The organism is Dactylosporangium sp. NPDC049140 (assembly GCF_040648435.1).
Window position 1 is genome coordinate 45376 of the sequence record NZ_JBEZDS010000036.1, and the last position, 22951, is coordinate 68326.

The following is a 22951-nucleotide window of genomic DNA, read 5'->3' on the forward strand; positions in this document are numbered from 1 at the left end:
GATGGATTCGACGCGGGCCGACCCGTCCACGCCGGTGACGATCGCCTACATCGCCGAGACCGCCGGTGTGTCCGTGCCGACCGTCTCGAAGGTGATCAACGGGCGTTCGGGTGTGGCCGCCGAGACCCGGGCCCGCGTCGAGGCGCTCGTCAACGAGTTCGGGTACCGGCGCCCGGCCCCGCCCAACCGCGGCGACCTGATGGAGCTGGTGTTCGAGCAGCTCGAGCACCTGTGGGGCACCGAGATCATCCGCGGCGTGCAGCGGGTCGCCCGCAAGCACCACGTCGGCGTCGTGCTGACCGAGTTCGGCCCGCAGGGCAGCGCCATCCGCTACTGGATCGACGACGCGATCGAGCGCCGCCCGGCGTGCGTGGTCACGGTGGCCCAGCTGACCCAGGAGCAGCGCGACCAGCTGCGGGCCCGCGGCATCCCGTTCGTCGTCTTCGACCCGATGAACGAGCTGCCCGACGATGTACCTTTCGTCGGCGCCACGAACTGGTCCGGCGGCCGCGCCGCCACCCGCCACCTCGCGGGGCTGGGCCACCGCCGCATCGCCATGGTGGGCGGCCCGGACCAGGTGCTGTACTGCCGCGCGCGCCTCGACGGCTACCGCTCGGCCCTCGACGCCGAGCGCCTGCCGGCCGACCCGGCCCTGCTGGTGCGGGCCGAGCTCTCCCTCGAGGGCGGCCTCGCGGCCGGGCGGGAGCTGCTCGCGCGGCCGGACCGGCCCACCGCGGTGTTCGCGGCCAACGACCTGCAGGCCCTCGGGGTGTACCAGGCCGCCCGCGAGCGGGGCCTGCGCATCCCCGACGACCTCAGCGTGGTCGGCTTCGACGACCTGCCGGTGGCCGCCCTGATGGACCCGCCGCTGACGACCGTGCACCAGCCGCTGATCGAGATGGCGGTGGCCGCGACCGAGCTCGCGCTCGCCCTCGGCCGCGGCGAGCAGCCGCCGCAGCTGGGCGTCGAGCTCGCCACCACACTGAAGGTCCGGGGGAGCACGGGCCCGTTGTCCGATCCGGTACAGCGGTCTTGATCACCGCCGCCGCCGCTGGGCACAATGCCGGGCGTGGACGAGGCGGTGACGAACCCGAGGCGGCGTTGGTGGCAGGGCTGGTCCAACTGTGACCTCAGCGGCTGCGACTTCGACCTCGACTTCTGCGACGGCTGCGACTGCAACCCGTTCATGCTGGGCTCGCTGCTGACGATGATGGCGATCGCGGCCCCGACCCGCCCGCCGCGGCGCCGCACCAGCGGCCCGGGCCGCGCGGGCGTGGTGGCGATCCGCGGCTACCAGCGGTTCCTGTCGCCGCACCTGCCGTTCCGGTGCCGGCAGACCCCGTCGTGCAGCAACTACGGCCTGGAGGCGGTGCGCCGCTACGGCCTGGTCGAGGGCTCGCGCCTGACCGCCGCGCGGATCAGGCGTTGCAACCCGTCGACCCCGCGGGGCACCCACGACCCGGTGCCGTAAAGACGGCACAATGACGGCATGTCACTGGACGAGTACGGCGTGCTGCTCGGCACGCTCACCGGGCACCGCCGCGACACCCCCGACAACGAGGGCCGCTGGTTCCACGTCAACCTCGACGTGACCGCGCCCGCGGGGAGGTACCGCTGCGCCGTCGACGTCGACAGCAAGCACACCACCACGGGCGTGCAGTGGCGGACCCGGACCCTGCACCCGGCGCAGCTGCCGGTGCTGTCGGGCCGGCCCGCCGGGCTGCACCGGCTGCCCATGAGCGCGGCCGGCGGCGCCGTGGACTACCAGCGGCACCCCGCGTTCCGCCCGGCGCTGGGCTGCCTCGCCGCCCTGGCCCCGTTCGCGCCGGGGCTCGAGGACTTCGTGCGCCGGCAGGGCTGGAGCACCGGCTCGAACCTGGACGCGGCGACCGCGCTGGAGGCGATCCTCGTGGTCGGGGCGCGGATCGTGGTGTTCGGCGAGCCGTTCACGGAGGGCCTGGGCGTGCACAACGTGCACCAGAACCAGGGCGATCCGGCGGACAGCCAGTGGTACGACGAAAACGACCCCTGGCAGGACGGCGTGACCATGGTCGAGCGCCCGGACGGCCGCTACGACGTGTTCCAGAACAAGTTCACGTCGCAGTCGTTCCACACCGACGACCGGGGCCATCCGGCGTGACCTTGGCGGACGGTGTGTGCGGTTCGGGTGGGGCAGGCGCACACTCGCAGGTATGACGCACTTCGCGAACGAGTTCCGCGGCTACGAGCGCACCGAGGTCGACGCGTTCGTGGACAAGGCCAACCCCGCCATCGCCTCCGGTGATCCGGCCCGGGTGGCCGAGGCCCGCGCCGAGGCCCAGGCCGTCACCTTCCACACCTCGATGCGGGGGTACAACAAGCAGGAGGTCGACCACTACCTGCGGCGCATCGCCAAGGGCCGCCCGGACGACCGCGACTGAAACCTACTGCGGTTCGACCAGCCGGCGCGCGTAGTTGGCCATCGAGCGCTGGTAGCGCGGCAGGTGCGGGGCGAGCGCCGCGACGGCGATCGACACCGCCTCCCGCTCCCGCCCGGTGTCGGCCAGGCACAGCGCGAGCGTCGCGCTGACCGCGTCGGCGAGACCCCGCGTCGGCTCGTCGAGCGTGGCCGGGTCGACGGCGCGCTCGGCCTCGAGCAGCGCGACGGCCTGCTCGACCCGCCCGACGTTGCGCAGCGAGCTGGACATCTGGATCACGGCCCGGCGGCGCCGGTACCCGCCCAGCCCGCCCGCGAGCGCCTCCTGGTACAGCGGGACGGCCCGGTCGGAGTGCCCGGTCGAGTCCCACGCACTGCCCCGCTCGAACGCGGCGACGGGATCGCCCGCGGGCCGCTCGCCGGCCAGGCCGTCGATCAGCGCCCGGAACGCGTCCTCGCGCCCCTCGTACTCGTCGATCGACGCCCACGCGCCCTGCACCCGCTGCTCCCACGTACTCATGCGATCAAGGCTGCCCGACGCCCCCGGCGAGCCGGCGGCCGGGGTCGAGGTCGATGATCACGCCGGGCCCGGACGCTCGTGGCGGCCGGCGCCGCAGCAGCCCCGCGAGGAGCGCCCCGGCCGCGGCCGCCACGAACAGGTGCAGGATCTCGGCGTCGCGATCGTGGTCGGGCACCGCGACGACGACCGTGCGCGCGGGCGCGCCGGACCCCTCCGGCGGAGGCGGCGAGCCGGCCGCGACCCCGCCCCCGGCGACGAGGGCGGCGACCACGCCGACGAGGCCGGATCCGGCGCGGCGAACAAGGTCTGACATACCATCGAGGCTGCCGTCCGGGGCCGTGCGCCGGCATCGGGAAGGGCTTCCCGAGTTTCCCGCCCGGCACCCCCGGGTTGCCCCGAGGGCCGCCGATATTGCGCCGCCGGCTACCGCTTCCCGACGGTGTAGGTCAGGTGGGTCACCCGGGACGACGCGTCCGAGCGGGTCTGCTCGAGGGAGATGCGGTCGCGGTCCACGCGGTCGAACAGGCGGATGCCGGTGCCGAACAGCACGGGCGCGAGGGTGACCGAGAACTCGTCGATCAGGCCGGCGTCCAGGTACTCCTGGATCGTCTCGCCGCCGCCGGCGATGCGGATGTCGCGGTCACCGGCGGCCTCGCGGGCCTGTTCGAGGGCGCTGGCGATGCCGTCGTTGACGAAGTGGAAGGTGGTGCCGCCCGGTCGCTCCCACGGCTCGCGCTTCGTATGGGTGACGACGAACACCGGGGTGTGGAACGGCGCCTCCTCCGGCCAGGCCAGCTCGCCGCCGTCGAACATCCGCTTGCCCATGACGCTCACGCCGGTGCGCTCGTACGTCGCCCGGGCGACGTCGTTGTCGATACCTTCCTCGCCGCCCTCGCCGAGCTTGAGGTTCTCCCGGAACCACCGCTGCGGGAACAGCCATGCCTGCAGCTCCGACCACTTCGTCATCCAGCGCTGGACCCCCGGGTCGCTCTGACCGGCGGGTGAGAAGGCGAGCTCGACGGACACCGTCTCCGGCGCCATGAACCCGTCGAGCGACATCGTCACGCTGAAGAACACCTTTCCGGCCATCAGCTCTGCGTTCCCTTCGGTGTGGTCTCGTTCCCGGTGAGTTCGGCGACGTAGGCCGCCAGGTTGTCCAGCGTCTGCCGGCCGCCCTCGATCGCGTGGTACTTCTCCACCGCCTCCTGCCGGAGCTCCTTGGTGGGGAACACCGTGCGCATCACGATCCGGGTCTCCTCGCCGGCCGGCTCGAAGGTCAGGACCGACTCGAAGGCGTTGGGGTCGTCGCGGGACTCGCCGTGCACCAGCGCGATCCGCTCCGGCGGCACGATCTCGGTCCAGGTGATCCACTCCTGGTAGTCGGTCCCGTCCGGCCCGTGCATCACGAAGTCCCAGTCCCCGCCGACGCGGAACTCGAAGGACCGCGTCGTGGTCGTGAACCCTGCCGGTCCCCACCACTGCGACAGGTGCCGGACCTGCGTGAACACCTCGAACACCAGCTCCCGGGGGGCGCCGATGGCCCGGGAGAGCACGATCTCGCGGTCCGCGGTGGTTTCCCCCGCCCCGCCTTGTTTCAGACTTCGCACGTACTCGTCCATTCGGTCGAAGGTCTCGTTCCAGAATTTCTCGAAGCCGCCCACCCACTCGTGGACCGGCCGCAGCCCGCGGGCGTCCAGGCCGTACAGCCGCTGCTTGCCCGCCTCGCGGACGCGCACCAGCCCGACCTCGCGGAGCACCCGCAGATGCTTGGACGCCTGGGGCTGGCTCATCCCCAGGTCCCGCGCCAGCGCGGTCACGGCCCGCTCGCCGCCCCGCAGCAGCACGAGGATGTCCCGCCGCTGCGGCTCGGCGATCGCGTTGAACGTGTCCGAGGTCGTCGCCGCTCGTGCCATGGCGCCATCATATGCCTATAACGGAATGCGTCAACCGTGACTTCGCACGAACGGGACATGGCCGTTTTCGCGCGTCGATGGGTGGGCACAACGCGGGGCATGGAGATGCGCAGCAGGTGGCGGCCGAGCTTGTTGCCGCGGGCGTACGCCACCCTCGTCGTGGCGTTGCGGTGGCTCGTGGTCGGCGGGTGGGCGGCGGCGGCCGTGGCCTCGGTGGTCTACCTGCCGGCCGTCGGGCAGGGCGGCAGCGACCTGGAGCAGCTCGTCTCCACCGACAACCCGGCGATCCGCAGCGAGCTGCGCTCGTTCGACAAGTTCGGGTTCCCGCTGCTCAGCCGGGTCGCGGTGGTGCAGCGCAACCCGCAGGGGCTGCCGAAGCAGACACAGGCCGATGCGATCGATCGGGCGCAGGCGGTCAGCGACGGGACGTACACCGACGCCGGTCCTATCCGGGCGGCCGTTCCCGTCATGAACACGCTCGGGCTGTTCCCGGGCTCGGCCGAGGACGGCACCACGATCGTGACGCTGCTGTTCACCGACCCCAGCGTCAACTTCGCGGGGCAGGTCGAGGCCGCGGAGCGGTTCGTCGCCGCGCACTACGACGCCGACGACCAGGTCGTGGGCATCACCGGGTCGGTACCGGCCCGTGTCGAGCAGGCGCGGATCGTGCAGTCGTCGGTGTCGCGGCTGGAGCTGATCACCATCGCGGCGGTGTTCCTCATCGTCGCTGTCGCGTTCCGCTCGATCGTCGCCCCGCTGGTCGCACTCACGGTGGCCGGCGTCGCGACCCTGCTGACCCTGCACGTCGGCGGGGCGCTGGCGCTGAAGCTCGGGGTACCGGTGCCGCAGGAAACCCAGCCGCTGCTCGTCGCGCTGCTGCTCGGCGTCGTCACCGACTACGTGGTGTTCTACCTCTCGGCGGTCCGGCGCGCGCTGGCCGCCGGCGAGACACGGCTCGACGCGGCCCGGCAGGCGACCGCCCGGTTCACGCCGATCATCGCCACCGCCGGGCTGACCGCGGCCGCCGGCACCGGGGCCCTGATCGTGGCCGGCTCGCCCGCGTTCCGCGCGTTCGGCCCGGGCATGGCCCTGGCCATCCTCATCGGCGTGCTCGTGGCCGTCACGCTCGTCCCGGCGCTGCTGGCGATCCTGGGCCGGGCGGCGTTCTGGTCACCGCTGCGGCGTACCGCACCCACCGAGCCGCCGGTGAGCGCGCCCGCCGGCGGCCGCTGGTGGGCGCGGCTGCTGACCCGGCGCTGGTTCGCGCTGCCGATGCTGCTGGTGTGCACGGCCGGGCTGGTCGTGGCCGCGCTGCCGCTGGTACACATCAAGCTCGGGGTGTCGTTCGTCGAGGCGCTGCCGGCGGACCGCCCCGCACGGGCCGCCGCGACCGCCGCCGAGACCGGGTTCGCCGACGGGATCCTCTCGCCCACGGAGGTACTCCTGGAAGGCAACGCGGTCGGCGGCCGCGAGGCCGAGCTCGGGAAGCTGCAGCAGGCCCTCGCCCGCGAGCCCGGCGTCGCCGCCGTGCTCGGCCCGACCACGCCCAACCTGCCGAAGGGCTACGACGTCTTCCGCTCCGCCGACGGCGCCGCCGCCCGGTACGTGCTGATCCTCGCCGACGAGCCGCTCGGCGCCCGGGCCGTGCAGACGCTGAACCGGCTCGATCGCGACCTGCCGGGCCTGCTGTCCGCGGCCGGGCTGGACGGCGTGCAGGCGAGCCTCGGCGGCGACACCGCGGTCGCCCGGGTCATCGTCGACCAGACCACCCACGACCTGGGCCGGATCGCGATCGCCGCGCTGCTGGCCAACCTGCTGTTCCTGATGCTGTTCCTGCGGGCCCTGCTCGCGCCGATCGGGCTGCTCGCGTGCAGCGTCCTGGCGATCGGGGCCACCCTCGGGCTCACCACGTGGCTGTTCCAGGACGTGTTCGGCGCCGACGGGCTGACGTTCTACGTGCCGTTCGCGGCGGCGGTGCTGCTTGTCGCGCTCGGCTCCGACTACAACATCTTCGGCATCGGCCCGGCCTGGCGCGAGGCCCGCACCCGGCCGCTGCGCGAGGCCCTGGCCCTGACCCTGCCGCACTCGGCGCGGGCGATCCGCACGGCCGCGTTCACCCTGGCGGTGAGCTTCGGCCTGCTGCTCATCGTGCCGCTGCGGCCGTTCCGGGAGCTGGCGTTCGCGCTGTCCGTCGGGGTGCTGATCGACGCGTTCGTCGTACGGTCGCTGCTCGCCCCGGCCCTGCTCAGTGTGCTCGGCTCGACGGTCGCGCCGGAGCCGGAGCCGGTCGACAGCGAGCCGGTCGAGGTGCCGGCCGGCTGAGTTCCCCGTTCACACCGGCCGCGCGCGCAGGGTGGCCCAGACCACCTTGCCGCGGGCGGTACGGTCGCAGCCCCAGGCCGTCGCCGCCCCGGCCACGAGGCGCAGGCCGTTGCCGCGCATCGCCGCCGTCACCGTGACCTCCTTGGGCCAGACGCGCATCCGCGGCAGCGCCGGCACCTCGTCCTCCACGGCGAGGTGCACCAGGTCGGCGGCCCGGCGCGTCATCGTCACGGTGAACGGGGTGCCCGCGTGGTCCACCGCGTTCGTGGCCAGCTCGGACATGACGAGGCGGGCCGGGTACAGCAGGCTGAGCAGGCCCCAGGCGCGGCAGGTGTCGTCGACGAGGTTGCGGGCCTCCGACGGGGACAGCACGCTGGGCTGCAGGTGCAGGCGGGCCCGCCCGAACGGCGGCGTGGTGCCCGCGAGCTGGTGCACGGCCACCGCCCGGTCCCGGTGGACGGGGACCCGGCTGGCCACGCCGCTGGCGTGCAGCCGGGCCACGTGGTCCGCACCGCCGACGACGACGAGCGGTACCCGAGGGCGTTGCACGGCGCCCTGCTGCTCGGCCAGCAGCACCGTCGGGGTCAGCGCGCGGTCGACGTCCAGCAGCCCCCCGACGTCGAGCACCAGCGCGCGCGGCTGCTGCGCCAGCGCCTTGCGGACCGCGGCCAGCAGATCGACCCGCAGTCGCCAGGTCCACCGCCCTCGGGCCACGATCTCGACCACGGCCAGATCGACGATGTCGCGCATGGTAACCGCTGCTTCCAGCATGTTCGGATGTCCTCGCCCAGTGGTCCGGCCGGATTTGGTCAGATGGTTGGCGCGCTGCCCATCGATATGCTCCGGCCGCTGAGCGGACTACGCAATCAGAAAGCGAAAGTTGCAGGCGGTACGTTGCACAAGCTGACCGTTCGCACGACGGCGAAGGAGTGAGGCCCTGCAAATACCTAACGTCGCCCCGGTACCGACACGGTCTGCTCCCGCACGAGGGAGTCGACGGCCTCCTGGGTCGAGCGCAGCGTCGCCATCGTGGCGTTGACCGCCCGCCTCGCGACCGCCCTGGGCCCCTCCGGGGCTGAGCGCCCGGTCAGGCCCAGAAGCCCTCGTGGACGGCGACCGCGCCGGGCAGCGGGACCGGGCCCTCGACGGCGATCGGGCGGCCGCCGCGGGCGAAGACCTCACGGCAGGGCAGGCGCAGCGGCGGTACACCCTCCTCCTCCGCGACCATCGAGGCCAGGTCGGCCTCGGAGAGCGCGAACACCACCCGGCCGATGCCCGACCAGTAGATGGCGCCGGAGCACATCGCGCACGGCTCGGTGCTGGTGTACAGCGTGCTGCCGCTCAGCGTCGCCCGGTCCAGGCCCGCGGCCAGCCGCACCAGGTTGGTCTCGGCGTGCCCGGTCGGGTCGGAACCGGTGACGACGCTGTTGCGCGCCTCGAGCACCGTGCCGCCGGGCGCGGCGAGGAGCGCGCCGAACGGGTGGTCGCCGCGCTCGCGGGCCTCGCGGGCGAGGGCGACGGCCCGCTCCAGGTACGCCCGATCGGCGGCGGTGAGCACGTCAGAAAGCGTAACGTCAGCGCCGGCCGTGGTGGACGAAGGGGACGTGCAGCTCCTCGGGCTCGGGCGGCAGGTCGGTGACGCCGGCGGCGACGGACTGCTGGTGGCGCTTGCGGGCCGAGGGCAGCGCCAGGGCGGCCCCGACGGCCAGGACGGCGACGGCCGCGCAGGCCCCGAAGCCGATGGTGAACGCGTCGTCGGCGGGCAGGCCCCGGGCCGTGCTGTTGGAGGTGATGACGGCCGCGACGACGGCGGTGCCGATGCTGCTGCCGATGGTCCGGGCGATGGTGTTGACGCTCGTCGCCTCGCCGGTCTGGGCGGCGGGAACGGCCTCGATGATGGCGTTGGACATGGCGGCGAAGGACAGGCCGATGCCGGCGCCGGTCAGGATGCCCGAGGCGAGGATCTGCCAGATCGCGCCGTGGCTCAGGGCGGGCAGCGTGAACGCGGCCACGACCGCGACGGCGCCGAGGAACAGGGGCAGCTTCGGGCCGTACCTGCGGTTGAGCGTGCCCGCGATGGGGCCGAACACGACCATGGTGAGGACGGTCGGCAGCAGGAACAGGCCGGACTGCGACACCGACTTGCCGAAGCCGTACCCCGTCGCGGCGGGCAGCTGCAGCAGGGTCGGGATCAGCACGAACGCGCCGAACATGGCGAAGCCGAGGATGACCGCGACCAGGTCGGTGGTCCACACGCCGCGCCGCCGCATCAGGCGCATGTCCACGAGGGGCTCCTTCACCCGCAGCTCGACCAGGACGAAGGCGACGAGGGTGACGACGCCGAGGACGAGCAGGCCGGCGGTCTTGGCGTCGTCCCAGCCCCACTTCTGCCCGTTGCTGATCGCCAGGAGCAGCGACACCAGCGACACCGACAGGATCCCGGCCCCGAGGACGTCGAGGCGCCCGGGAGTGCGCACCGGAGACTCCTTCATGCCGAAGATCGCGCCGAGCAGGGCGATGACGACGAGGACGAGCGGCAGCCAGAACAGCCAGTGCCACGACAGGTGCTCCACGATCGGCCCCGCCGCGACGATGCCGACGCCGGCGCCGATGCCGAAGATGGCCGAGAGCAGGCCGACGGTGACGCTGACCTTCTCGTGGGGGAGCTCGTCGCGCACGATGCCGATGGACAGCGGCAGGATCGCCCCGGCGGCGCCCTGCAGCACCCGCCCGAGGACCAGCACCATGAGGCTCGGCGCGAGCGCCGCCAGGAGCGTTCCCGCGGCCAGGGCGACCAGCACCCCGATGAGGACCTTGCGCTTGCCGATCATGTCGCCGAGGCGGCCGAAGATGGGGGTGAGCACCGAGGCCGACAGCAGGTACGCCGTGAGCACCCAGCTGGTGTCGGCGGTGGAGGCGCCGAGGTCCCGGCCGATGGTCGACAGGGCCGGCGCGACAAGTGACTGCAGGACGGCGAAGGACAGGCCGCCCAGGGACAGGTACACGACCAGCAGGTTTGCGTTCCGTTTCATGACGTTCCCCGGGGCTAGATGTAAACGCTTGCTTACTTAGTATGGCCCGCGTCAGGCGTAAGTCAACAGCCGTTTACGTCACACCCGCCGCTGGTCGCGGCGGTGCAGGCGCACATAGGCGAGCAGGCCCGCGGGGAGCACGAGCCAGCACGAGATGAGGCGGTACGCCAGCACGGCGGCGGCCGCACCCGACTGGGGCGCTCCGGCGGTGACGAGGCCGGCGAGCAGGCTCGCCTCGATCAGGCCGATGCCGCCGGGTGTCAGCGGGACCTGCCGCACCACCTGCACCGCCAGGTACACCGTGGCGAGCTGGAACGCCGTCAGCGGCAGGTCGCAGGCGTGCGCGACGGCGATCAGGCAGCAGAGATCCAGTAGCCAGTTGAGGGCGGCGTACCCGACCGGCACGGCCAGCTGCCCGACGCTGACGGCCCGCGCCACGGCGGCGATGTTGTGGGCCTCCTCGTGCAGCCGGGCGGCCCACCGCCACCGGTGGCGGTGCGCGACCGGCGGTCCCGGCGGCCGGGCCGAGCGCCGCCGCAGCAGCGCGAGGACGCCGAGCAGCACGGCGAGCATGCCGACCGGCGGCGCGACGTGCCAGGCCGGTGAGTGCGCCCAGGCCGGCGGCCCGACCGTGGCCGTGTAGAGCAGGGCCAGCCCGACGACCGAGGCGACCGCGGACAGTGCGGTGGCGGTGGCGGCCACGGCGGTGCTGGCGCCGCGGCGGCGGTACTGGCGCAGGGCGAAGGCCGCGGACACCGCCGAACCGCCCGGCAGCACCAGGCTCATCGCCGAGCGGCTGTAGGTGATGGCGAGGGCGTCCCGGCGGGAGATGTCGACGTCGAGGGCCGCGAGCAGGGCCCGCTGCTGGCGGGCGAAGGCCGCCTGCGAGAAGTTCTGCACGGACCAGGCCAGGACGAGCCAGCCGGCGTTGGCGCCGGCCAGCACGCCGGCGACCGTCCCGGGGTCCGGCAGGCGTCCCCGCAGCGTGAACACCATGGCGGCGCCGGCGGCCACCATGGCCAGGGCTCGCAGGCCGTACCGGCGCGCCGCGCGATGCCGAGCCACGGCACCCTCCCCGGCCCTAGTAAACAGTTGCTGACTTACCGTCGGATCATGCGTCAAATCAACAAGCGTTTACTAGCGGATGAGTCCTGGGTCACACGGCCCCCGGTGCGTCCGGAAAGTAAGCGATTGTTTACTACGGGGATTCGGTCGCGTTACGCTGCTTGCGGACGAGAGGACGACCAGTGGCACGAGCAGGTCAGAACGCGGCGGTCCCCGCCGACCCCGGTGGCCGCGCGCCGGGTGGCCCCGCGCCGGTGCGCCGCCGCCGCAACGCGGAGCAGACCCGGCAGGCCCTGCTCGACGTGGCGATCGGCCGGTTCGCCCGCGACGGCTACTCGTCCACGACGGTCCGGGACATCGCCGACGAGGCGGGCGTGAACGTCGCGCTCATCAACCGGTACTTCACGTCCAAGGAGGGGCTGTTCGAGGCCTGCCTGGCCGCCGCGGTCACCGATCTGCGCCGCGACTCCGACAACACGTCCGCCGCGGCCGTCGCGCCCGCGATGGCGCACCGGATCGCGAGCTCCGCCCACGACGGGCGCCTGCCCGACATGCTCCTGCTGCTGTTGCGGTCCTCCGGCGACGGCCGGGCCGACGCCATCCGCCGCGACTTCGTGCACACGATCACCGAGCGTATGGCGACCGCGGCCGGCGGCCATCCGCCCGGCGACCGGGCGGCGCTGCTGCGGGCCCAGATCCTGCTGGCGGCGGCCCTGGGCATGACGCTGCTGCGCTCGTCCATGGGCGTCGAGCCGCTCGTCGCCGCCACCGAGCAGGACCTCACCGAGCCGCTGTCCGACCTCGTCGCCGTCCTGCTCCGGCCCGGCGAGTCCTGACGGCTCAGCGCGAGCAGACGAGGGCGAACGCGTTCGGCAGGCGGCCGCGGAAGGCGGCGGCGTCGAGGCCGCCCGCGCGCCAGAACGGTTCCGCGTACTCCGACAGATGCCGGACCGTCAGCCCCGCCTCGACGACCGCGGTCACGATCTCGCCCAGCGTCCACAGCCACACCGTCGCCCCCACGCCGGGGAAGGTGTCGCTGAGGTAGCTGCGGTCGAAGTAGCCGCGGTCGGCGCGGATCCGGGGCTCGTCCAGGTCCCACGTCCACAGTGGATGAGCCGGGTGCTCCTCGTACACGAACAGGTGCCCGCCCGGGCGGAGCAGGCGCGCCGCGTCGCGGGCCCACGCCGCGATGTCGGGCTGCCAGATCAGGGCGCCCTTGCCGGTGTACACCAGGCCGGCGCACCCGTCGGCCAGCGGCGCGCCGGGCAGCGCGGCCACCACGTAGGTGCACGCGAACCCCAGGGCGTCGGCCCGGCGCTGGGCCGCCCCGTTGGTGGTCGCGCTGTAGTCCACGCCGACCACGCGGCGGGCGCCCGCCCGGACCAGGGCGATGTCGTCGAGGCCGTGGCCGCTCTGCAGGTGTACCACCAGAGGCCCGTCCCGCAGCAGCGGCTCGAGCAGCGCGGCCTCGGCCGGGAAGAGCGACGAGCCGGTGCGCGCCTCCTCCAGCAGCTCGTCGTGCTCGTCGACGTACTTGCGCGCCGCCGCCTCCCAGATGGCCCGGTTCCGCCGGGTCGAGGAGTCCATGGCGGTCATCCGGCCGGGCGGTGGACGCCGCGCGGGCGGTAGCCGAGGCGGTCCGCCTGGCCGGTCAGGTCGGCCAGGAGCCAGACGATGGCGAGCCACATCTCGGTGCCCTGCAGGCCCGGGACGGTCGCCTGGTCGCCGGCGGCGTCGCGGTGCGGGGCGCGGAAGCCGAAGCCCAGGCCCTCCGTCCAGTGGCCCAGCGCGTCCCGCAGCAGCGTGCGGGCCAGCGCGTCCACCTCCTCGTGGCGGTACCCGGTGTGCCGCGTCAGCCACAGCGGGTGCGCGATGTCGAGGATGTTGCACGCGTTCTGCCGCTCCGGGCGGGTGACGCGCCCGTCGCGGGCGTGGCGCAGGACGGTGTCGATGACGCGCTCCGGGTACGGCACCGGCAGCCCGAACTGCGCGAAGCTGCCCCGCGAGGCGCGGTAGAAGCCGTTGACGACCTGCAGCAGACCGTCGTCGGGACGGTGCGAGCCCCACATGCCCGTGTTCGGGTCGGCGTTGGCCAGCAGCCAGCCGAACAGCGTCTCGACCGCGCCGGGGCGGCCCGGCTCGCCGAGCTCCTGGTTGCGGTACATCGCGGTGGCCAGCACGTCCACCCAGTGCCCGGACGCCCAGGTGTCCGTCCACCACGGCCGGCTCCGCAGCCCGAAGAGGATCTCCTCCGGCTCGGCGTCCGCGACGACCCGGATCGGGTGGGGGAAGCGGGCGCCGAGCAGGTCGAGGGCGTACCCGACGCAGAGCACGTGGTAGTCGGCGTCGGGGTCGAACAGGCCCGGCTCCGGCGAGCGTTGGCTCCCGTCCGGGTTCAGCGGCCCGACCATGCCGGTCTCCGGGTCCTGCCAGCCCTGCAGCCGCTCGACCTGGTCGTGGAAGTCCAGCTGCGGCGGCGCGGTCTCCAGCAGCAGGTCGGCGATCTCGATCGCGTCGCACTGGGCCCGCACGGTCGGCGGCGCGCCCGGCGTGTCGCGGAACAGCCCGTCGTCGCCGAAGCAGCGGTCGAGGATCGCGGTGGCCCGCGACCGGGCGGCGTCGGCGAACCGTGCCACGTCGCTGTCGAACGTCGGCCGGACACGCCACTTGAGCACCTTCGCCGGGTTGCCGCCCACGACCGCGCCCGCGGGCACGTCCTTGGTGACGACGGCCCCGGCCGCGAGCACCGCGCGGTCGCCGACCGTCACGCCGTCGAGGACCACGACGTGCGAGCCGATCCACACGTCGTCGCCGATCGTGATGCCGAGGCTGCCCATGGGCTGGCGGAACACCTCGACGCCGGGGTCGGCGAAGCCGTGGTTGAACCCGAGCAGCGACGTGTGCGCGCCGACGCGGACGGCGGCGCCGAGGCGGACCGTGCCGCGCACCACCGCGTACGGGTTGACGGAGCAGTCGCGGCCGGTGTGCAGGGTGCCGCTCACGTACGCGTACGCCGCGATGTAGCTGCGCTCGCCCAGCTCCAGCTCGTCGTTGGCGATCGACGCCAGCTCGGAGACGAAGCACTCCGCACCGATGCGGTGCCCCGGCCGCCGCCCGAGTGCCTCCTGCCGTACCCGCTGGCGCTCCCGGTCCTCCTCCGCCGCCTCGGCCGCGAACGACCACGGCGCGTAGTCGAAGCGGTGCCGGTCGTGCGCTCCGGAGTCATCCATGGTCACCATGATCGCCGACCGCCCGGTGCGCGAGCCACCCGGCCATGGCGCGCACGCCGTGGGCGATCGCGCGCTCGTCCGGGTCGAAGGCGCCGAAGTGCGGGAAGGCGGTCTCGATCGAGGCGCCCGGCCGGCGCACGCCGAGGAACGTGTAGGTGCCCGGCAGCCGCCGCAGGAACAGCGCGAAGTCCTCGCCGTTGTACGGCAGCGCGGCGTGCAGCCCGACGACCCGGTCGCGGCCGTTCGTCCGGCGCAGGTACCGGGCCAGCGCCTCGTCGTCCGCCGGGGGGACGACCATCGCCGGGAACGGGTCGCCGGGGTACTCCACCGTGGCCGGCCCGGCCGCCGCGGCGAGCCGCCCGATGTCGGCGCGCAGGGCGGTCCAGCGGGCCTCGGGCCAGCAGCGGTACGACACCTGGACCCGCTCCCCGGCGGCGGCCGCCCGCATGAACACGAACTCGGCGTACGGGCCGTGCGGGATCTGCACGTCGGCGACGAGCCGCTCCATCTGCGCCGGGCTCGCGGGCAGGCCAACGGTGCCGAGCGCGTTCATCGCGGCGGCGAGCCCCGTCGCCCGGTCGGCCGCGCCGGGGCCGGTCAGCGTGACGGTGGCGTGGTCCTGGCCGGGCAGCCCGAACCCGGGCATGACGGCGAACTGCCCGACCGGGAACGGGCCGCAGTGCAGGGCGTGGATCTCCTGCGGGCGGGTGTGCTCCAGCACGTGATCGGCGAGCATCGCGGCCGCGCCCGTGAGCGACTCCTCGCCGGGCTGGAAGACGAAGACGACGGTGCCCGCGAGCCGGCGGCGCTGCCGGGCCAGGGCCTCGGCCACGCCGACGCCGACCGTCGTGTGGATATCGTGGCCGCACACGTGCGCGGCGGAGGCTCCGGCGGGGATCTGGCCCTGTGCGGGTACCGCATCCATGTCGGCGCGGTAGGCGACGGTCCGGCCCCGGCCGGCGCCGCGGAGCACCCCGACGACGCCGTGCCCGCCGATGCCGGCGGTGACCTCGAGGCCGGCCGCGCGCAGCCGCCGCGCGACCACGCCGGCTGTGTACGCCTCCTGGCCGGAGAGCTCGGGATGACTGTGCAGATCGCGGCGCAGCCGGATCAGGTCGTCGACGTCGCCGCCCCGGCCGAGCACGGGAACGAACGCGGATGCGGCGGCGGCGCCGAGGACGGCGCGGCGGGTGATTGGCATGCGTCAAGCCTGGCGAAGCGCGGGCCTTCACACATCATGGCCGTCCATAGTCGACAGTAGAGGGTTGTCCCTACCGAGCGCGCCCATGAGCGCGCCGACGGAGATGGCGCGCAGTTCGTTCCGGGCGACGGTACGGTCGGCCAGCCAGTCGACCACGAGGGCGCGCACGAAGACCAGCCAGGCGGTGAGCACCGACGCGAGCACGTTGCGCTCCAGAGCCCGCTGACGGTCCTCGAGCTCGTCCTGCCGCCGCTGTACCTGTGGCTCACAGTCCCGCGGCGGGGAGGCCTTCGAGGGTGAAGCGCTCCTGGAGCCAGGGCAGCAGATGCTGGTACACCGTGATGGTGTTCGGTTGTCCGTTGTCGTGCGACAGCACGATCGAGCCCGGGCGCGTGTTGTGCTGGATGTCGCCGATCACCCGGCTGATGTGCGCCGACGCGCCCGAGTCGTGGGTGTGCTCCCAGTCGCGCGGGTCGACATCCCAGTAGATCGAGTCCATGCCCAGCGCGCGCGCCTTCGCCACGAGGGCGGGCGTGAAGTTGCCGCCGGGCGCGCGGAAGTACCGGATCGGCGCGTCGGCCCCCACCGCGGCGTGGATCATGTCGTTGGTGTGCTTCAGGTCCCAGTCGATGTAGGCGTCGTCGCGGTGGGCCAGGTTCAGCAGGTGCTGCCAGGAGTGGTTGCACAGGGTGTGGCCGTCGGCGTAGATCTGCCGCACGAGGTCCGGGCGGTCCCGGACGCGGAAGCCGACCATGCAGAACGTGGCGTGGATGTGCCGCTCCCGCAGCAGGGCGAGCAGCGCCGGGGTGTTGATCGGGTCCGGGCCGTCGTCGAAGGTCAGCGCGACCGCCGGGGTGCCGGTCATCATGAACGAGCCGGACGGCCCGGTGCCGGTGTGGAAGACCGGCGGCGCCGACGGGCTGGCCGAGGGCGTCGGGCTGGCCGACGGCGGCGCGGCGGCCACCGGGACGGCCGACACCGCCGGCGGCGCCGGGCTCGCGGCCCGGTTGACGAGCTCGCTGTCGCGGGCGGTCGTGCCCAGCAGGAGCACTGCCGCCGCGATCAATATGCCGGCCACCGGCCCCTTGGTCCCCAGACGCACATTTACCAGACGTCGCACGGGTGCGTCTGGGTTGCGTCGACGATCCCACTTTGATCGGGCGCGCCGCGGCCGATACGTGGCCAGTGGTCAGTGGTCATAGTGACGAGCGTACCGGGGCTGGTGCGCGGCAACGCCCAGGGCTACCACTTCGCCCGGCCGCTGCGCCCGGCCGATGTCGAACTTCTCCGGCACGGCGACGGGGCCGCCTGGCCGAGCCTGTCCACCCCGGCGGCGGCGGGCTGACGGGCCGGTGCCCACCCAGTCGGTCGTGCTCTTGCGGTCCGGCGAGGTCAGCTCGGCGTTCTGATGCCACTGCTGTCCCGCGTCACATGTCCAGGACGACGTCGGTCGTGGGGCGGGAGCAGCAGATCAGGACCGAGCCGGCCGCCGGGGGCTCCAGCGGGTCGGGGGAGTAGGCGACAGAGCCGGACAGCAGGGGCGTCTCGCAGGTGTGGCAGACGCCGGTGCGGCAGCTCCACCTCGTCGGCACGTCGCACGCGTCGGCGAGGTCCAGGATGCTTGCTGCCGCCGGTACCGATGCCGAGACACCGCTGCGGGCGAACGTCACCTGCGGTCCGGGGCCCGGCTCGCCCGTCGGCGGGTGCGGGGGCCGGGCGGGGCGGTCGGCCAGGCCCGGGTTGACGCTCGGGCGGGCCGTGAACAGTTCGGTGCGGATGCGGTCGACACCCGACCTGGTGAGGGCCGTGCGCATGTCCTTCATGAAGGCGTCGGGGCCGCACACATACGCGGTCGCGGTCGCCGGCAATCGCAGGGCTTCGAGGCGCTCGGCGGTGAGGCGGCCCCCGGTGGCGCTGTAGAAGACGTGCTCGCGGGCGTCGGGCAGGGTGGCGAGCAGGGCGCTCGTCTCGGCGGCGAGCGGGTGCTCGGCGCGGCTGCGAGCGGCGTGGATCCACCAGACCTGGCGGGGGCTCGGGCCCGACGCGAGATGGTGCAGCATCGCCAGGACCGGGGTCAGGCCGATTCCCGCCGAGATCAGCAGGACCGGGCCGGGGCCGTCCTCGAGGACGAAGTCGCCGCGGGGGGCCGCGACGTCCAGGATCGTGCCGGGCTGCAGCTCGGTGGTCAGGTACCGGCTCGCCGTCCCGTGCGACTCGCGCTTCACGGTGATGCGGTACGCGTCGTTCGAGATCGAGTAGCTGCGGACCGCGCCGTCCGGGAGGCGCAACGTCAGGTACTGGCCGGGGCGTGCCGCTTCCGGCGGGTCGGCGAAGTGAATCGACGTGACAGTCGCGTTCTCCGGGATCACCCGGGTCACGCGCAGCGGGCGGAAGCCGTCCCACGCGGTCGCGGCGGCGGGCGCCGGGGCGAGCATGTCCCGGAACGAGCCCTGCCAGCCGGGGCTGAGCGCGGGCACGGCGGCGGCCAGACGCACCCGGTCGAGGTCGCGGCCCGGCAGGTACAGCAGCGCGTCGGTCTCGGCGACCGTGATGGGGCCCTGGCGCGTCCGCACGATCTCGTCGCCGGCCCGGACGTGGCCCTCGCGGATGACCCGCATGTAGAACCCGGGGCGGTGGTGGGCCACGAGCAGCGCGGCCATCTCGGGCACGCCGAGGCGCAGCCCGACGCGGTAGCACGTGACCCGGGGCTGGGTGACCTCGAACTCGGCGTCGCCTATGCGGTACCGGTCGCCGATGCACACCTCGTCGTCGGGCAGCCCGTCGACGGTGAAGTTCTCACCGAACTGCCCGAAGTCGTCACGCAGGCCCAAATGCTGCTGCCAGTACCGGTAGGAGTCGAGCTGGTACACCAGCACGGCCCGCTGCTCGCCGCCGTGCCCCGCGGTGTCGCCCTGCCCGTCGCCGTCCAGGTTGAGCCGGCGCGCCCGGACCGGGCCGTCGACGGGGTGCTTCCAGACGCCGGTGTACACCGTGCGCCCCTGCCACGCCACGTCCTTGGGCCGCCCGACGTTCACGGACCGTAGCCGACCGTTACCTGTCATCGCGCTCGAGTGAGCACACGATCACCAGCACACCAGCCGACCGCACCCTGCCACCATCCCAGCCCGCGAGCCTGGGCGGTACCACTTCCGCGGGTGAGCACGCGGCCCGGCTCACGGAGTCGACGACGTTGCCACCCGTGGCCATCGGCGGCCGGCCGGGCCGGGCTCCGCGCTGGTGAGCAGGGCGGCCAGGTCGGCGGGCCGGTGCCCGGTGAAGGTCGCCAGGTCCGACGGCAACTGCGCCGGCGGCGGTGGGGCCGGGCGCGGCCGGGGGTCGAGCTCGCCGCGGAGCAGCGCCCGGTGGACGGCCCGCAACTCCGGGCCCGGGTCGATGCCCAGCTCGTCGGCCAGCCGGTCGCGGATCGCCGTGTAGTGCTCCAGCGCCTCGGCCTTGCGTCCGCCCGCGGCGAGCAGCTTCATGAGCACGCCGGCCAGCGACTCGTCGAGCGGGAACTCGGCCACCAGGTCGGTGACCACGCCCCGTGCGTCGCCGGGATCGCCGACCGCGAGCTCGGTCTCGGCCCAGGCGACGACTGCGGACACCCACTCGTGCCGCCACGACCGGCGGACCCGCTCCACCCACGAGCCGTCGAGGCCGATCAGCGGGTCGCCGCGCCACAGCCCGACAGCCTCGCGCAATGCGGCTCCCCGCGGCGCCGCGGCGACCATGGCCCGTGCCTGGCCGACCAGCCGCCGGAACCGGTGCAGGTCGACCCGCTCCGGGTCGATGTCCAGCCGGTACCCCCCGCCGGCGTTGACGACCCGCACCGGACCGCCGGCCCCGGCCGGCATCCGCTCCAGCGCCCGGCGCGCCCGCGCGATGTAGGAGTGCACGGTCCGGCGCACGTTCGGCGGCGGCTCGGGTCCCCAGACCCGGTCGACCAGCGCGTCGACGGACACGGTCCGTCCGGCGTCGACCGCCAGCGCGGCAAGCACCAGGCGCTGGCGCGGCGAGCCGGCGGCCAGCCACCCCGACTCCGCCCGGATCTCGACCGGCCCAAGCAACCGCAGCATCGCACGACCTCCCCGTGACAAGATGCGAACCTGTCGGCCAGGATGCTTGCGGGCCGGACGGTCTGTCGACCGTTCTGCCGTCTTCCCGTCGGTGCAATGCCATCGTTCGCACCAGGGAACCGGCGCCGGGCTGCGAAAAGGTTCTGTCCACAGTGGAGTCGGGGACATTCCGGGACAGGCATTGGCACCGGATGGAACATCGGGTCGCGTCCGGGGCCGTCCACATTCCCGCAGCAATTTCGTCCACACCCGGGTTGCAGCCTGGTGAGCGGGGACGAAATCCCGCTGGGCAGGAATGGGGTGATGGAAATGTTCAACGATCTCGACGCCACTCTGAGGGCGGTGCTCGGCGATCCGGCCGCCCCGGCTGACGTGCGCGACGCCGACGTCAGCTTCGAAACGCCTGACAAGGACTTCCGCCCGCCCCGCCCGACCGTCAGCCTGTTCCTCTACGAGGTGCAGGAGAACCGCACCCTGCGGGACCCCGCGCCGTTCGTCGAGCGGGTCGGCGACGGTGCCGTGCGGCGGATTCCGCCGCTGCGCATGAACTGTACGTACCTGATCACGACCTGGTCCCCGAAGACCGGCGCGCTGCGGGCGGAGGAGGAGCACCGGCTGCTCGGGTCCGCGCTGCTGTGGCTGAACCGGTTTCCGCTGATCGGCCGCGGCTTCCTGCGGGGCGGGCTCGCGGACCCGCCGCAGCCGTACCCGCTGCCGTCGATGGCGGCCCAGCTCAACGAGGACCGCAGCGACGGGCAGTTCTGGAGCGCGTTGGGGATCGCGCCGCGACCTACCTTCTCGCTCACGGTCACGATCGCCATGCAGCCCTTCGACGACGCCGAGGAACTGCCGCTCGTGCAAGGGGTGCAGGTGGAGCCGGCCTCCCTGACCGATGCGGTGCTGTTCGGCCGGGTCGTCAACGCGGGCCTGGCCCCGGTCGGCGGGGCGACCGTCTCGCTGGCCGGCCGCGGGCTCAGCCAGACCGTCGGGCCGGACGGCCGGTTCGGCTTCCCCGGCCTGGCGTTCGGCCCGTACGACCTGGTCGTGGCGCGGGCGGGCCATCCCGACGTGCACACGGCGATCACGTACGCGGCCGGCAGCCAGCTGCACAACGTGATCCTGACCGACACCTGATTCCCGCGATGACTACCAATCCGATGACCCGAACCGAAGGGACGGTCGATGGTCGACTATGAGAGCAAGGCGCCGGGCGTCTACATCGAGGAGATCACCCCGGCGGGCCCGATCGCCGGAGCCGGCACCAGCACGCCGGCGTTGATCGGCACGGTGGTGGCGGCGGTGAGCAACGATGCGCTCGGTGTGCCGGTCGCGATCACCAACTGGACGCAGTACACCACGGTGTTCGGCGGATTCGACAACACGCTGAGCCTGCCGTTCGCGGTCCGCGGCTTCTTCGACAACGGCGGCAGCTTCTGCTACGTCGTGCCGATCAAGGACTCGACCGGCCTGCCGGCGGCGCTCGACCGGCTCACCCGGCAGCCCGATGTGAGCCTGGTCGCCGTGCCCGGCCTGGTCGATCCGGCCCTGCAGGCCACGGTCATCACGCACTGCGAGACGATGGGCGACCGCTTCGCGATCCTCGACGGCGCGCTCGACCAGCTGCCGCTCAAGAACGACGGCCCGTTGCAGAAGCAGCGGGCGGGCCTGCTGTCCAAGAACGGCTTCGCCGGGCTGTACTGGCCGTGGATCGTCATCCGGGACCCGGCGGCCGCGCCCGGCTCGACCGCCACGCTCACCAAGCCGCCGTCGGGGCACATCGCCGGCGTGTTCGCCCGCAGCGACGGGCAGCGGGGCGTGCACAAGGCTCCGGCCAACGAACCGCTGCGCGGCGCGCTCGACCTCACGTACAAGCTCAACGACAACGAGCAGGGCGCACTCAACCACGGCGGGATCAACGCGCTGCGGATGTTTCCCGGCCGGCCGCCGCTCGTCTGGGGCGCCCGGACGCTTACCGACGGCACGCCGTGGCGGTACGTCAATGTGCGCCGGCTCTTCTCGTACGTCGAGGACTCCATCCAGGCGGGCGTGCGCTGGGCGGTCTTCGAGCCGAACAACCTTGCGCTGTGGAAGGGCCTGGAACGCTCGATCACCGAGTTCCTCACGCGGGTCTGGCAGTCCGGAGCGCTGTTCGGCCGGACCCCGGCCGAGGCGTTCTACGTCAAGATCGACGAGGAGCTCAACCCCGCGTCGACCCGGGCCCTGGGCCAGGTCATCGTCGAAATCGGATTGGCGCCGGTCCGCCCGGCCGAGTACGTCATCGCGCGCATCGGCATCTGGGACGGCGGCGCGCGGGTGGAGGAGGGCTAGGAGATGCCACAGACCGGACAGCTCATCGATCCGTACCGGAACTTCAACTTCCTCGTGGAGCTCAACGAAAGCGGCATCGCGCAAGCCAGCTTCACGGACTGCAGCGGGCTCGGCTCGACGACCGAGATCATCGAGACCCGGGAGGGCGGCGACAACACGACCGTCCGCAAGCTTCCCGGCAAGACCACGTACACCGACATCACGCTGAAGTGGGGCCTCACCAGCTCCACCGAGCTGTGGGACTGGCGCCAGCAGATCGTCGACGGCATCGTCGCGCGCAAGAACGGCTCGATTGTCGTGTTCGACCTGACCAACCACACCGAGGTCGTGCGCTGGAACTTCGTGCGCGCCTGGCCGACGCGGTGGGAGGGCCCGACGTTCAGCGGCAAGGGCAACGACATCGCCATCGACACGCTCGTCCTGGCGCACGAGGGCCTGACGAGGGCCTGACGATGCTTGTCACCGACTTTGCGTTCGAGCTGCCCAAGGGCTACGTCGACGGCGCCGGCAACCTGCATCGCGCGGGGACGATGCGGCTCGCCACGGCGGCCGACGAGATCTATCCGCTCAAGGACCCGCGCGTGCAGGGCTGGCCGGCGTACCTCATCGTCGTCCTGCTCTCGCGGGTCGTGACGAAGCTCGGCGGGCTGGCCGAGGTCAACCCGGGTGTCATCGAGGGCCTGTTCTCCGAGGACCTGGCGTACCTGCAGGAGCTCTACAACCGGGTCAACGGCCTGGTCCCGCGGGCGATGTCGGTGCGCTGCCCGCACTGCGACGAGCGGCACGAGGTGGAGGTGCCGATCTTGGGGGAATCGTAGGCTATCCCACGGACCGGGTCTACCGGGAGA

Annotated in this window: 26 protein-coding genes and 1 pseudogene; 11 read left to right on the forward strand and 16 right to left on the reverse strand. The window is 73.2% G+C overall.

Annotated elements, in window-relative coordinates; translation table 11 throughout:
- Window position 1 precedes the first annotated feature (1 nt).
- From AB0B76_RS40195 to AB0B76_RS40210, 4 genes are read left to right on the forward strand one after another with little or no spacing between them, the layout of a single operon-like run.
- Window positions 2-1036, forward strand: a complete 1035-nt coding sequence (locus AB0B76_RS40195; RefSeq protein ID WP_360385586.1) for a substrate-binding domain-containing protein — start codon at window positions 2-4, stop codon at window positions 1034-1036.
- A 33-nt stretch (window positions 1037-1069) separates the two neighbouring features.
- Window positions 1070-1471, forward strand: coding sequence for a membrane protein insertion efficiency factor YidD (yidD, locus tag AB0B76_RS40200; RefSeq protein WP_360385588.1), 402 nt, complete (start codon window positions 1070-1072; stop codon window positions 1469-1471).
- Between the two features lie 18 nt (window positions 1472-1489).
- Window positions 1490-2140, forward strand: a complete 651-nt coding sequence (locus tag AB0B76_RS40205; RefSeq protein WP_360385590.1) for a DUF2278 family protein — start codon at window positions 1490-1492, stop codon at window positions 2138-2140.
- A gap of 52 nt (window positions 2141-2192) precedes the next feature.
- On the forward strand, window positions 2193-2420 hold the full coding sequence (locus AB0B76_RS40210) for a DivIVA domain-containing protein (protein ID WP_360385592.1): 228 nt from the start codon (window positions 2193-2195) through the stop codon (window positions 2418-2420).
- Between the two features lie 3 nt (window positions 2421-2423).
- Here AB0B76_RS40210 and AB0B76_RS40215 read toward each other — a convergent pair whose 3' ends face one another.
- The 5 genes and pseudogenes from AB0B76_RS40215 to AB0B76_RS40235 form a co-directional block, all read right to left on the reverse strand.
- Entirely contained in the window at window positions 2424-2936 is a 513-nt protein-coding gene (locus AB0B76_RS40215) for a tetratricopeptide repeat protein (protein WP_360385594.1), read from the reverse strand.
- A gap of 4 nt (window positions 2937-2940) precedes the next feature.
- The gene (locus AB0B76_RS40220) at window positions 2941-3249 is read right to left on the reverse strand and encodes a hypothetical protein (RefSeq protein WP_360385596.1); all 309 of its coding nucleotides are present in this window, start codon (window positions 3247-3249) and stop codon (window positions 2941-2943) included.
- Between the two features lie 110 nt (window positions 3250-3359).
- The gene (locus AB0B76_RS40225; RefSeq protein ID WP_360385598.1) at window positions 3360-4025 is read right to left on the reverse strand and encodes a dihydrofolate reductase family protein; all 666 of its coding nucleotides are present in this window, start codon (window positions 4023-4025) and stop codon (window positions 3360-3362) included.
- On the reverse strand, window positions 4025-4489 hold the full coding sequence (locus AB0B76_RS40230) for an SRPBCC family protein (protein ID WP_360385749.1): 465 nt from the start codon (window positions 4487-4489) through the stop codon (window positions 4025-4027). Before AB0B76_RS40230 ends, AB0B76_RS40225 begins: the two co-directional genes overlap by 1 nt.
- A 21-nt stretch (window positions 4490-4510) precedes the next feature.
- Window positions 4511-4849: pseudogene (locus AB0B76_RS40235) on the reverse strand (metalloregulator ArsR/SmtB family transcription factor); the annotation flags it as partial.
- 99 nt (window positions 4850-4948) lie between these two features.
- Here AB0B76_RS40235 and AB0B76_RS40240 point away from each other — a divergent pair.
- A complete protein-coding gene (locus tag AB0B76_RS40240; RefSeq protein ID WP_360385600.1) occupies window positions 4949-7171 on the forward strand; it encodes an MMPL family transporter in 2223 nt (740 codons plus the stop codon).
- A 9-nt stretch (window positions 7172-7180) separates the two neighbouring features.
- Here AB0B76_RS40240 and AB0B76_RS40245 read toward each other — a convergent pair whose 3' ends face one another.
- The 4 genes from AB0B76_RS40245 to AB0B76_RS40260 form a co-directional block, all read right to left on the reverse strand.
- The gene (locus AB0B76_RS40245) at window positions 7181-7921 is read right to left on the reverse strand and encodes an ATP-binding protein (RefSeq protein WP_360385602.1); all 741 of its coding nucleotides are present in this window, start codon (window positions 7919-7921) and stop codon (window positions 7181-7183) included.
- 337 nt (window positions 7922-8258) lie between these two features.
- Window positions 8259-8729, reverse strand: a complete 471-nt coding sequence (locus tag AB0B76_RS40250) for a nucleoside deaminase (protein ID WP_360385604.1) — start codon at window positions 8727-8729, stop codon at window positions 8259-8261.
- A 16-nt stretch (window positions 8730-8745) separates the two neighbouring features.
- Complete coding sequence (locus tag AB0B76_RS40255; RefSeq protein ID WP_360385606.1) at window positions 8746-10203, reverse strand: MFS transporter; 1458 nt, start codon at window positions 10201-10203, stop codon at window positions 8746-8748.
- Between the two features lie 78 nt (window positions 10204-10281).
- On the reverse strand, window positions 10282-11268 hold the full coding sequence (locus AB0B76_RS40260) for a YbhN family protein (RefSeq protein WP_360385608.1): 987 nt from the start codon (window positions 11266-11268) through the stop codon (window positions 10282-10284).
- A gap of 182 nt (window positions 11269-11450) precedes the next feature.
- On the opposite strand from AB0B76_RS40260, the gene AB0B76_RS40265 reads away from it, so the two are divergent.
- On the forward strand, window positions 11451-12104 hold the full coding sequence (locus AB0B76_RS40265) for a TetR family transcriptional regulator (RefSeq protein WP_360385610.1): 654 nt from the start codon (window positions 11451-11453) through the stop codon (window positions 12102-12104).
- Window positions 12105-12108: 4 nt separating this feature from the next.
- Here the strand turns inward: AB0B76_RS40265 and AB0B76_RS40270 are convergent, their stop codons facing one another.
- The 5 genes from AB0B76_RS40270 to AB0B76_RS40290 all read right to left on the reverse strand — a co-directional run bounded on the left by AB0B76_RS40270 (window position 12109) and on the right by AB0B76_RS40290 (window position 16777).
- Window positions 12109-12855, reverse strand: coding sequence for a class I SAM-dependent methyltransferase (locus tag AB0B76_RS40270; protein WP_360385612.1), 747 nt, complete (start codon window positions 12853-12855; stop codon window positions 12109-12111).
- A 5-nt stretch (window positions 12856-12860) separates the two neighbouring features.
- Window positions 12861-14498 (reverse strand): acyltransferase, encoded by a 1638-nt coding sequence (locus tag AB0B76_RS40275; RefSeq protein ID WP_360385614.1) that lies wholly within the window; start codon window positions 14496-14498, stop codon window positions 12861-12863.
- A complete protein-coding gene (locus AB0B76_RS40280; RefSeq protein ID WP_360385616.1) occupies window positions 14491-15699 on the reverse strand; it encodes a M20/M25/M40 family metallo-hydrolase in 1209 nt (402 codons plus the stop codon). The genes AB0B76_RS40275 and AB0B76_RS40280 overlap by 8 nt, the downstream gene beginning before the upstream one ends.
- A 27-nt stretch (window positions 15700-15726) precedes the next feature.
- Window positions 15727-15903, reverse strand: coding sequence for a hypothetical protein (locus AB0B76_RS40285; protein WP_360385618.1), 177 nt, complete (start codon window positions 15901-15903; stop codon window positions 15727-15729).
- A 61-nt stretch (window positions 15904-15964) separates the two neighbouring features.
- Window positions 15965-16777, reverse strand: a complete 813-nt coding sequence (locus AB0B76_RS40290; RefSeq protein ID WP_360385620.1) for a polysaccharide deacetylase family protein — start codon at window positions 16775-16777, stop codon at window positions 15965-15967.
- Between the two features lie 123 nt (window positions 16778-16900).
- On the opposite strand from AB0B76_RS40290, the gene AB0B76_RS40295 reads away from it, so the two are divergent.
- Window positions 16901-17044 (forward strand): hypothetical protein, encoded by a 144-nt coding sequence (locus tag AB0B76_RS40295; RefSeq protein ID WP_360385622.1) that lies wholly within the window; start codon window positions 16901-16903, stop codon window positions 17042-17044.
- An 82-nt stretch (window positions 17045-17126) separates the two neighbouring features.
- On the opposite strand, the gene AB0B76_RS40300 is transcribed toward AB0B76_RS40295, so the two are convergent.
- Both AB0B76_RS40300 and AB0B76_RS40305 read right to left on the reverse strand, forming a co-directional pair.
- Complete coding sequence (locus tag AB0B76_RS40300) at window positions 17127-18734, reverse strand: MOSC domain-containing protein (protein WP_360385624.1); 1608 nt, start codon at window positions 18732-18734, stop codon at window positions 17127-17129.
- Window positions 18735-18872: 138 nt separating this feature from the next.
- On the reverse strand, window positions 18873-19775 hold the full coding sequence (locus tag AB0B76_RS40305; RefSeq protein WP_360385626.1) for a BTAD domain-containing putative transcriptional regulator: 903 nt from the start codon (window positions 19773-19775) through the stop codon (window positions 18873-18875).
- Between the two features lie 309 nt (window positions 19776-20084).
- Here AB0B76_RS40305 and AB0B76_RS40310 point away from each other — a divergent pair, with 309 nt between their 5' ends.
- Genes AB0B76_RS40310 through AB0B76_RS40325 form a run of 4 tightly spaced genes read left to right on the forward strand, consistent with a single transcriptional unit; the run spans window position 20085 to window position 22921 of the window.
- Window positions 20085-20909, forward strand: coding sequence for a Pvc16 family protein (locus tag AB0B76_RS40310; RefSeq protein WP_360385628.1), 825 nt, complete (start codon window positions 20085-20087; stop codon window positions 20907-20909).
- Between the two features lie 48 nt (window positions 20910-20957).
- Complete coding sequence (locus AB0B76_RS40315) at window positions 20958-22103, forward strand: phage tail sheath subtilisin-like domain-containing protein (protein ID WP_360385630.1); 1146 nt, start codon at window positions 20958-20960, stop codon at window positions 22101-22103.
- Between the two features lie 3 nt (window positions 22104-22106).
- Window positions 22107-22553, forward strand: a complete 447-nt coding sequence (locus AB0B76_RS40320) for a phage tail protein (RefSeq protein ID WP_360385632.1) — start codon at window positions 22107-22109, stop codon at window positions 22551-22553.
- 2 nt (window positions 22554-22555) lie between these two features.
- On the forward strand, window positions 22556-22921 hold the full coding sequence (locus AB0B76_RS40325; protein ID WP_360385634.1) for a hypothetical protein: 366 nt from the start codon (window positions 22556-22558) through the stop codon (window positions 22919-22921).
- Window positions 22922-22951: the final 30 nt, after the last annotated feature.

What these genes read in the sequence shown, in the direction of transcription:
- AB0B76_RS40275 (WP_360385614.1), bottom strand. Translation starts at nt 14,498, where the DNA reads ATGGATGACTCCGGAGCGCACGACCGGCACCGCTTCGACTACGCGCCG.
- AB0B76_RS40255 (WP_360385606.1), bottom strand. Translation starts at nt 10,203, where the DNA reads ATGAAACGGAACGCAAACCTGCTGGTCGTGTACCTGTCCCTGGGCGGC.
- AB0B76_RS40315 (WP_360385630.1), top strand. Translation starts at nt 20,958, where the DNA reads ATGGTCGACTATGAGAGCAAGGCGCCGGGCGTCTACATCGAGGAGATC.
- AB0B76_RS40220 (WP_360385596.1), bottom strand. Translation starts at nt 3,249, where the DNA reads ATGTCAGACCTTGTTCGCCGCGCCGGATCCGGCCTCGTCGGCGTGGTC.
- AB0B76_RS40245 (WP_360385602.1), bottom strand. Translation starts at nt 7,921, where the DNA reads ATGCGCGACATCGTCGATCTGGCCGTGGTCGAGATCGTGGCCCGAGGG.
- AB0B76_RS40195 (WP_360385586.1), top strand. Translation starts at nt 2, where the DNA reads ATGGATTCGACGCGGGCCGACCCGTCCACGCCGGTGACGATCGCCTAC.
- AB0B76_RS40240 (WP_360385600.1), top strand. Translation starts at nt 4,949, where the DNA reads ATGGAGATGCGCAGCAGGTGGCGGCCGAGCTTGTTGCCGCGGGCGTAC.
- AB0B76_RS40210 (WP_360385592.1), top strand. Translation starts at nt 2,193, where the DNA reads ATGACGCACTTCGCGAACGAGTTCCGCGGCTACGAGCGCACCGAGGTC.
- AB0B76_RS40215 (WP_360385594.1), bottom strand. Translation starts at nt 2,936, where the DNA reads ATGAGTACGTGGGAGCAGCGGGTGCAGGGCGCGTGGGCGTCGATCGAC.
- AB0B76_RS40270 (WP_360385612.1), bottom strand. Translation starts at nt 12,855, where the DNA reads ATGGACTCCTCGACCCGGCGGAACCGGGCCATCTGGGAGGCGGCGGCG.
- AB0B76_RS40310 (WP_360385628.1), top strand. Translation starts at nt 20,085, where the DNA reads ATGTTCAACGATCTCGACGCCACTCTGAGGGCGGTGCTCGGCGATCCG.
- AB0B76_RS40325 (WP_360385634.1), top strand. Translation starts at nt 22,556, where the DNA reads ATGCTTGTCACCGACTTTGCGTTCGAGCTGCCCAAGGGCTACGTCGAC.
- AB0B76_RS40305 (WP_360385626.1), bottom strand. Translation starts at nt 19,775, where the DNA reads ATGCTGCGGTTGCTTGGGCCGGTCGAGATCCGGGCGGAGTCGGGGTGG.
- AB0B76_RS40205 (WP_360385590.1), top strand. Translation starts at nt 1,490, where the DNA reads ATGTCACTGGACGAGTACGGCGTGCTGCTCGGCACGCTCACCGGGCAC.
- AB0B76_RS40280 (WP_360385616.1), bottom strand. Translation starts at nt 15,699, where the DNA reads ATGCCAATCACCCGCCGCGCCGTCCTCGGCGCCGCCGCCGCATCCGCG.
- AB0B76_RS40225 (WP_360385598.1), bottom strand. Translation starts at nt 4,025, where the DNA reads ATGGCCGGAAAGGTGTTCTTCAGCGTGACGATGTCGCTCGACGGGTTC.
- AB0B76_RS40320 (WP_360385632.1), top strand. Translation starts at nt 22,107, where the DNA reads ATGCCACAGACCGGACAGCTCATCGATCCGTACCGGAACTTCAACTTC.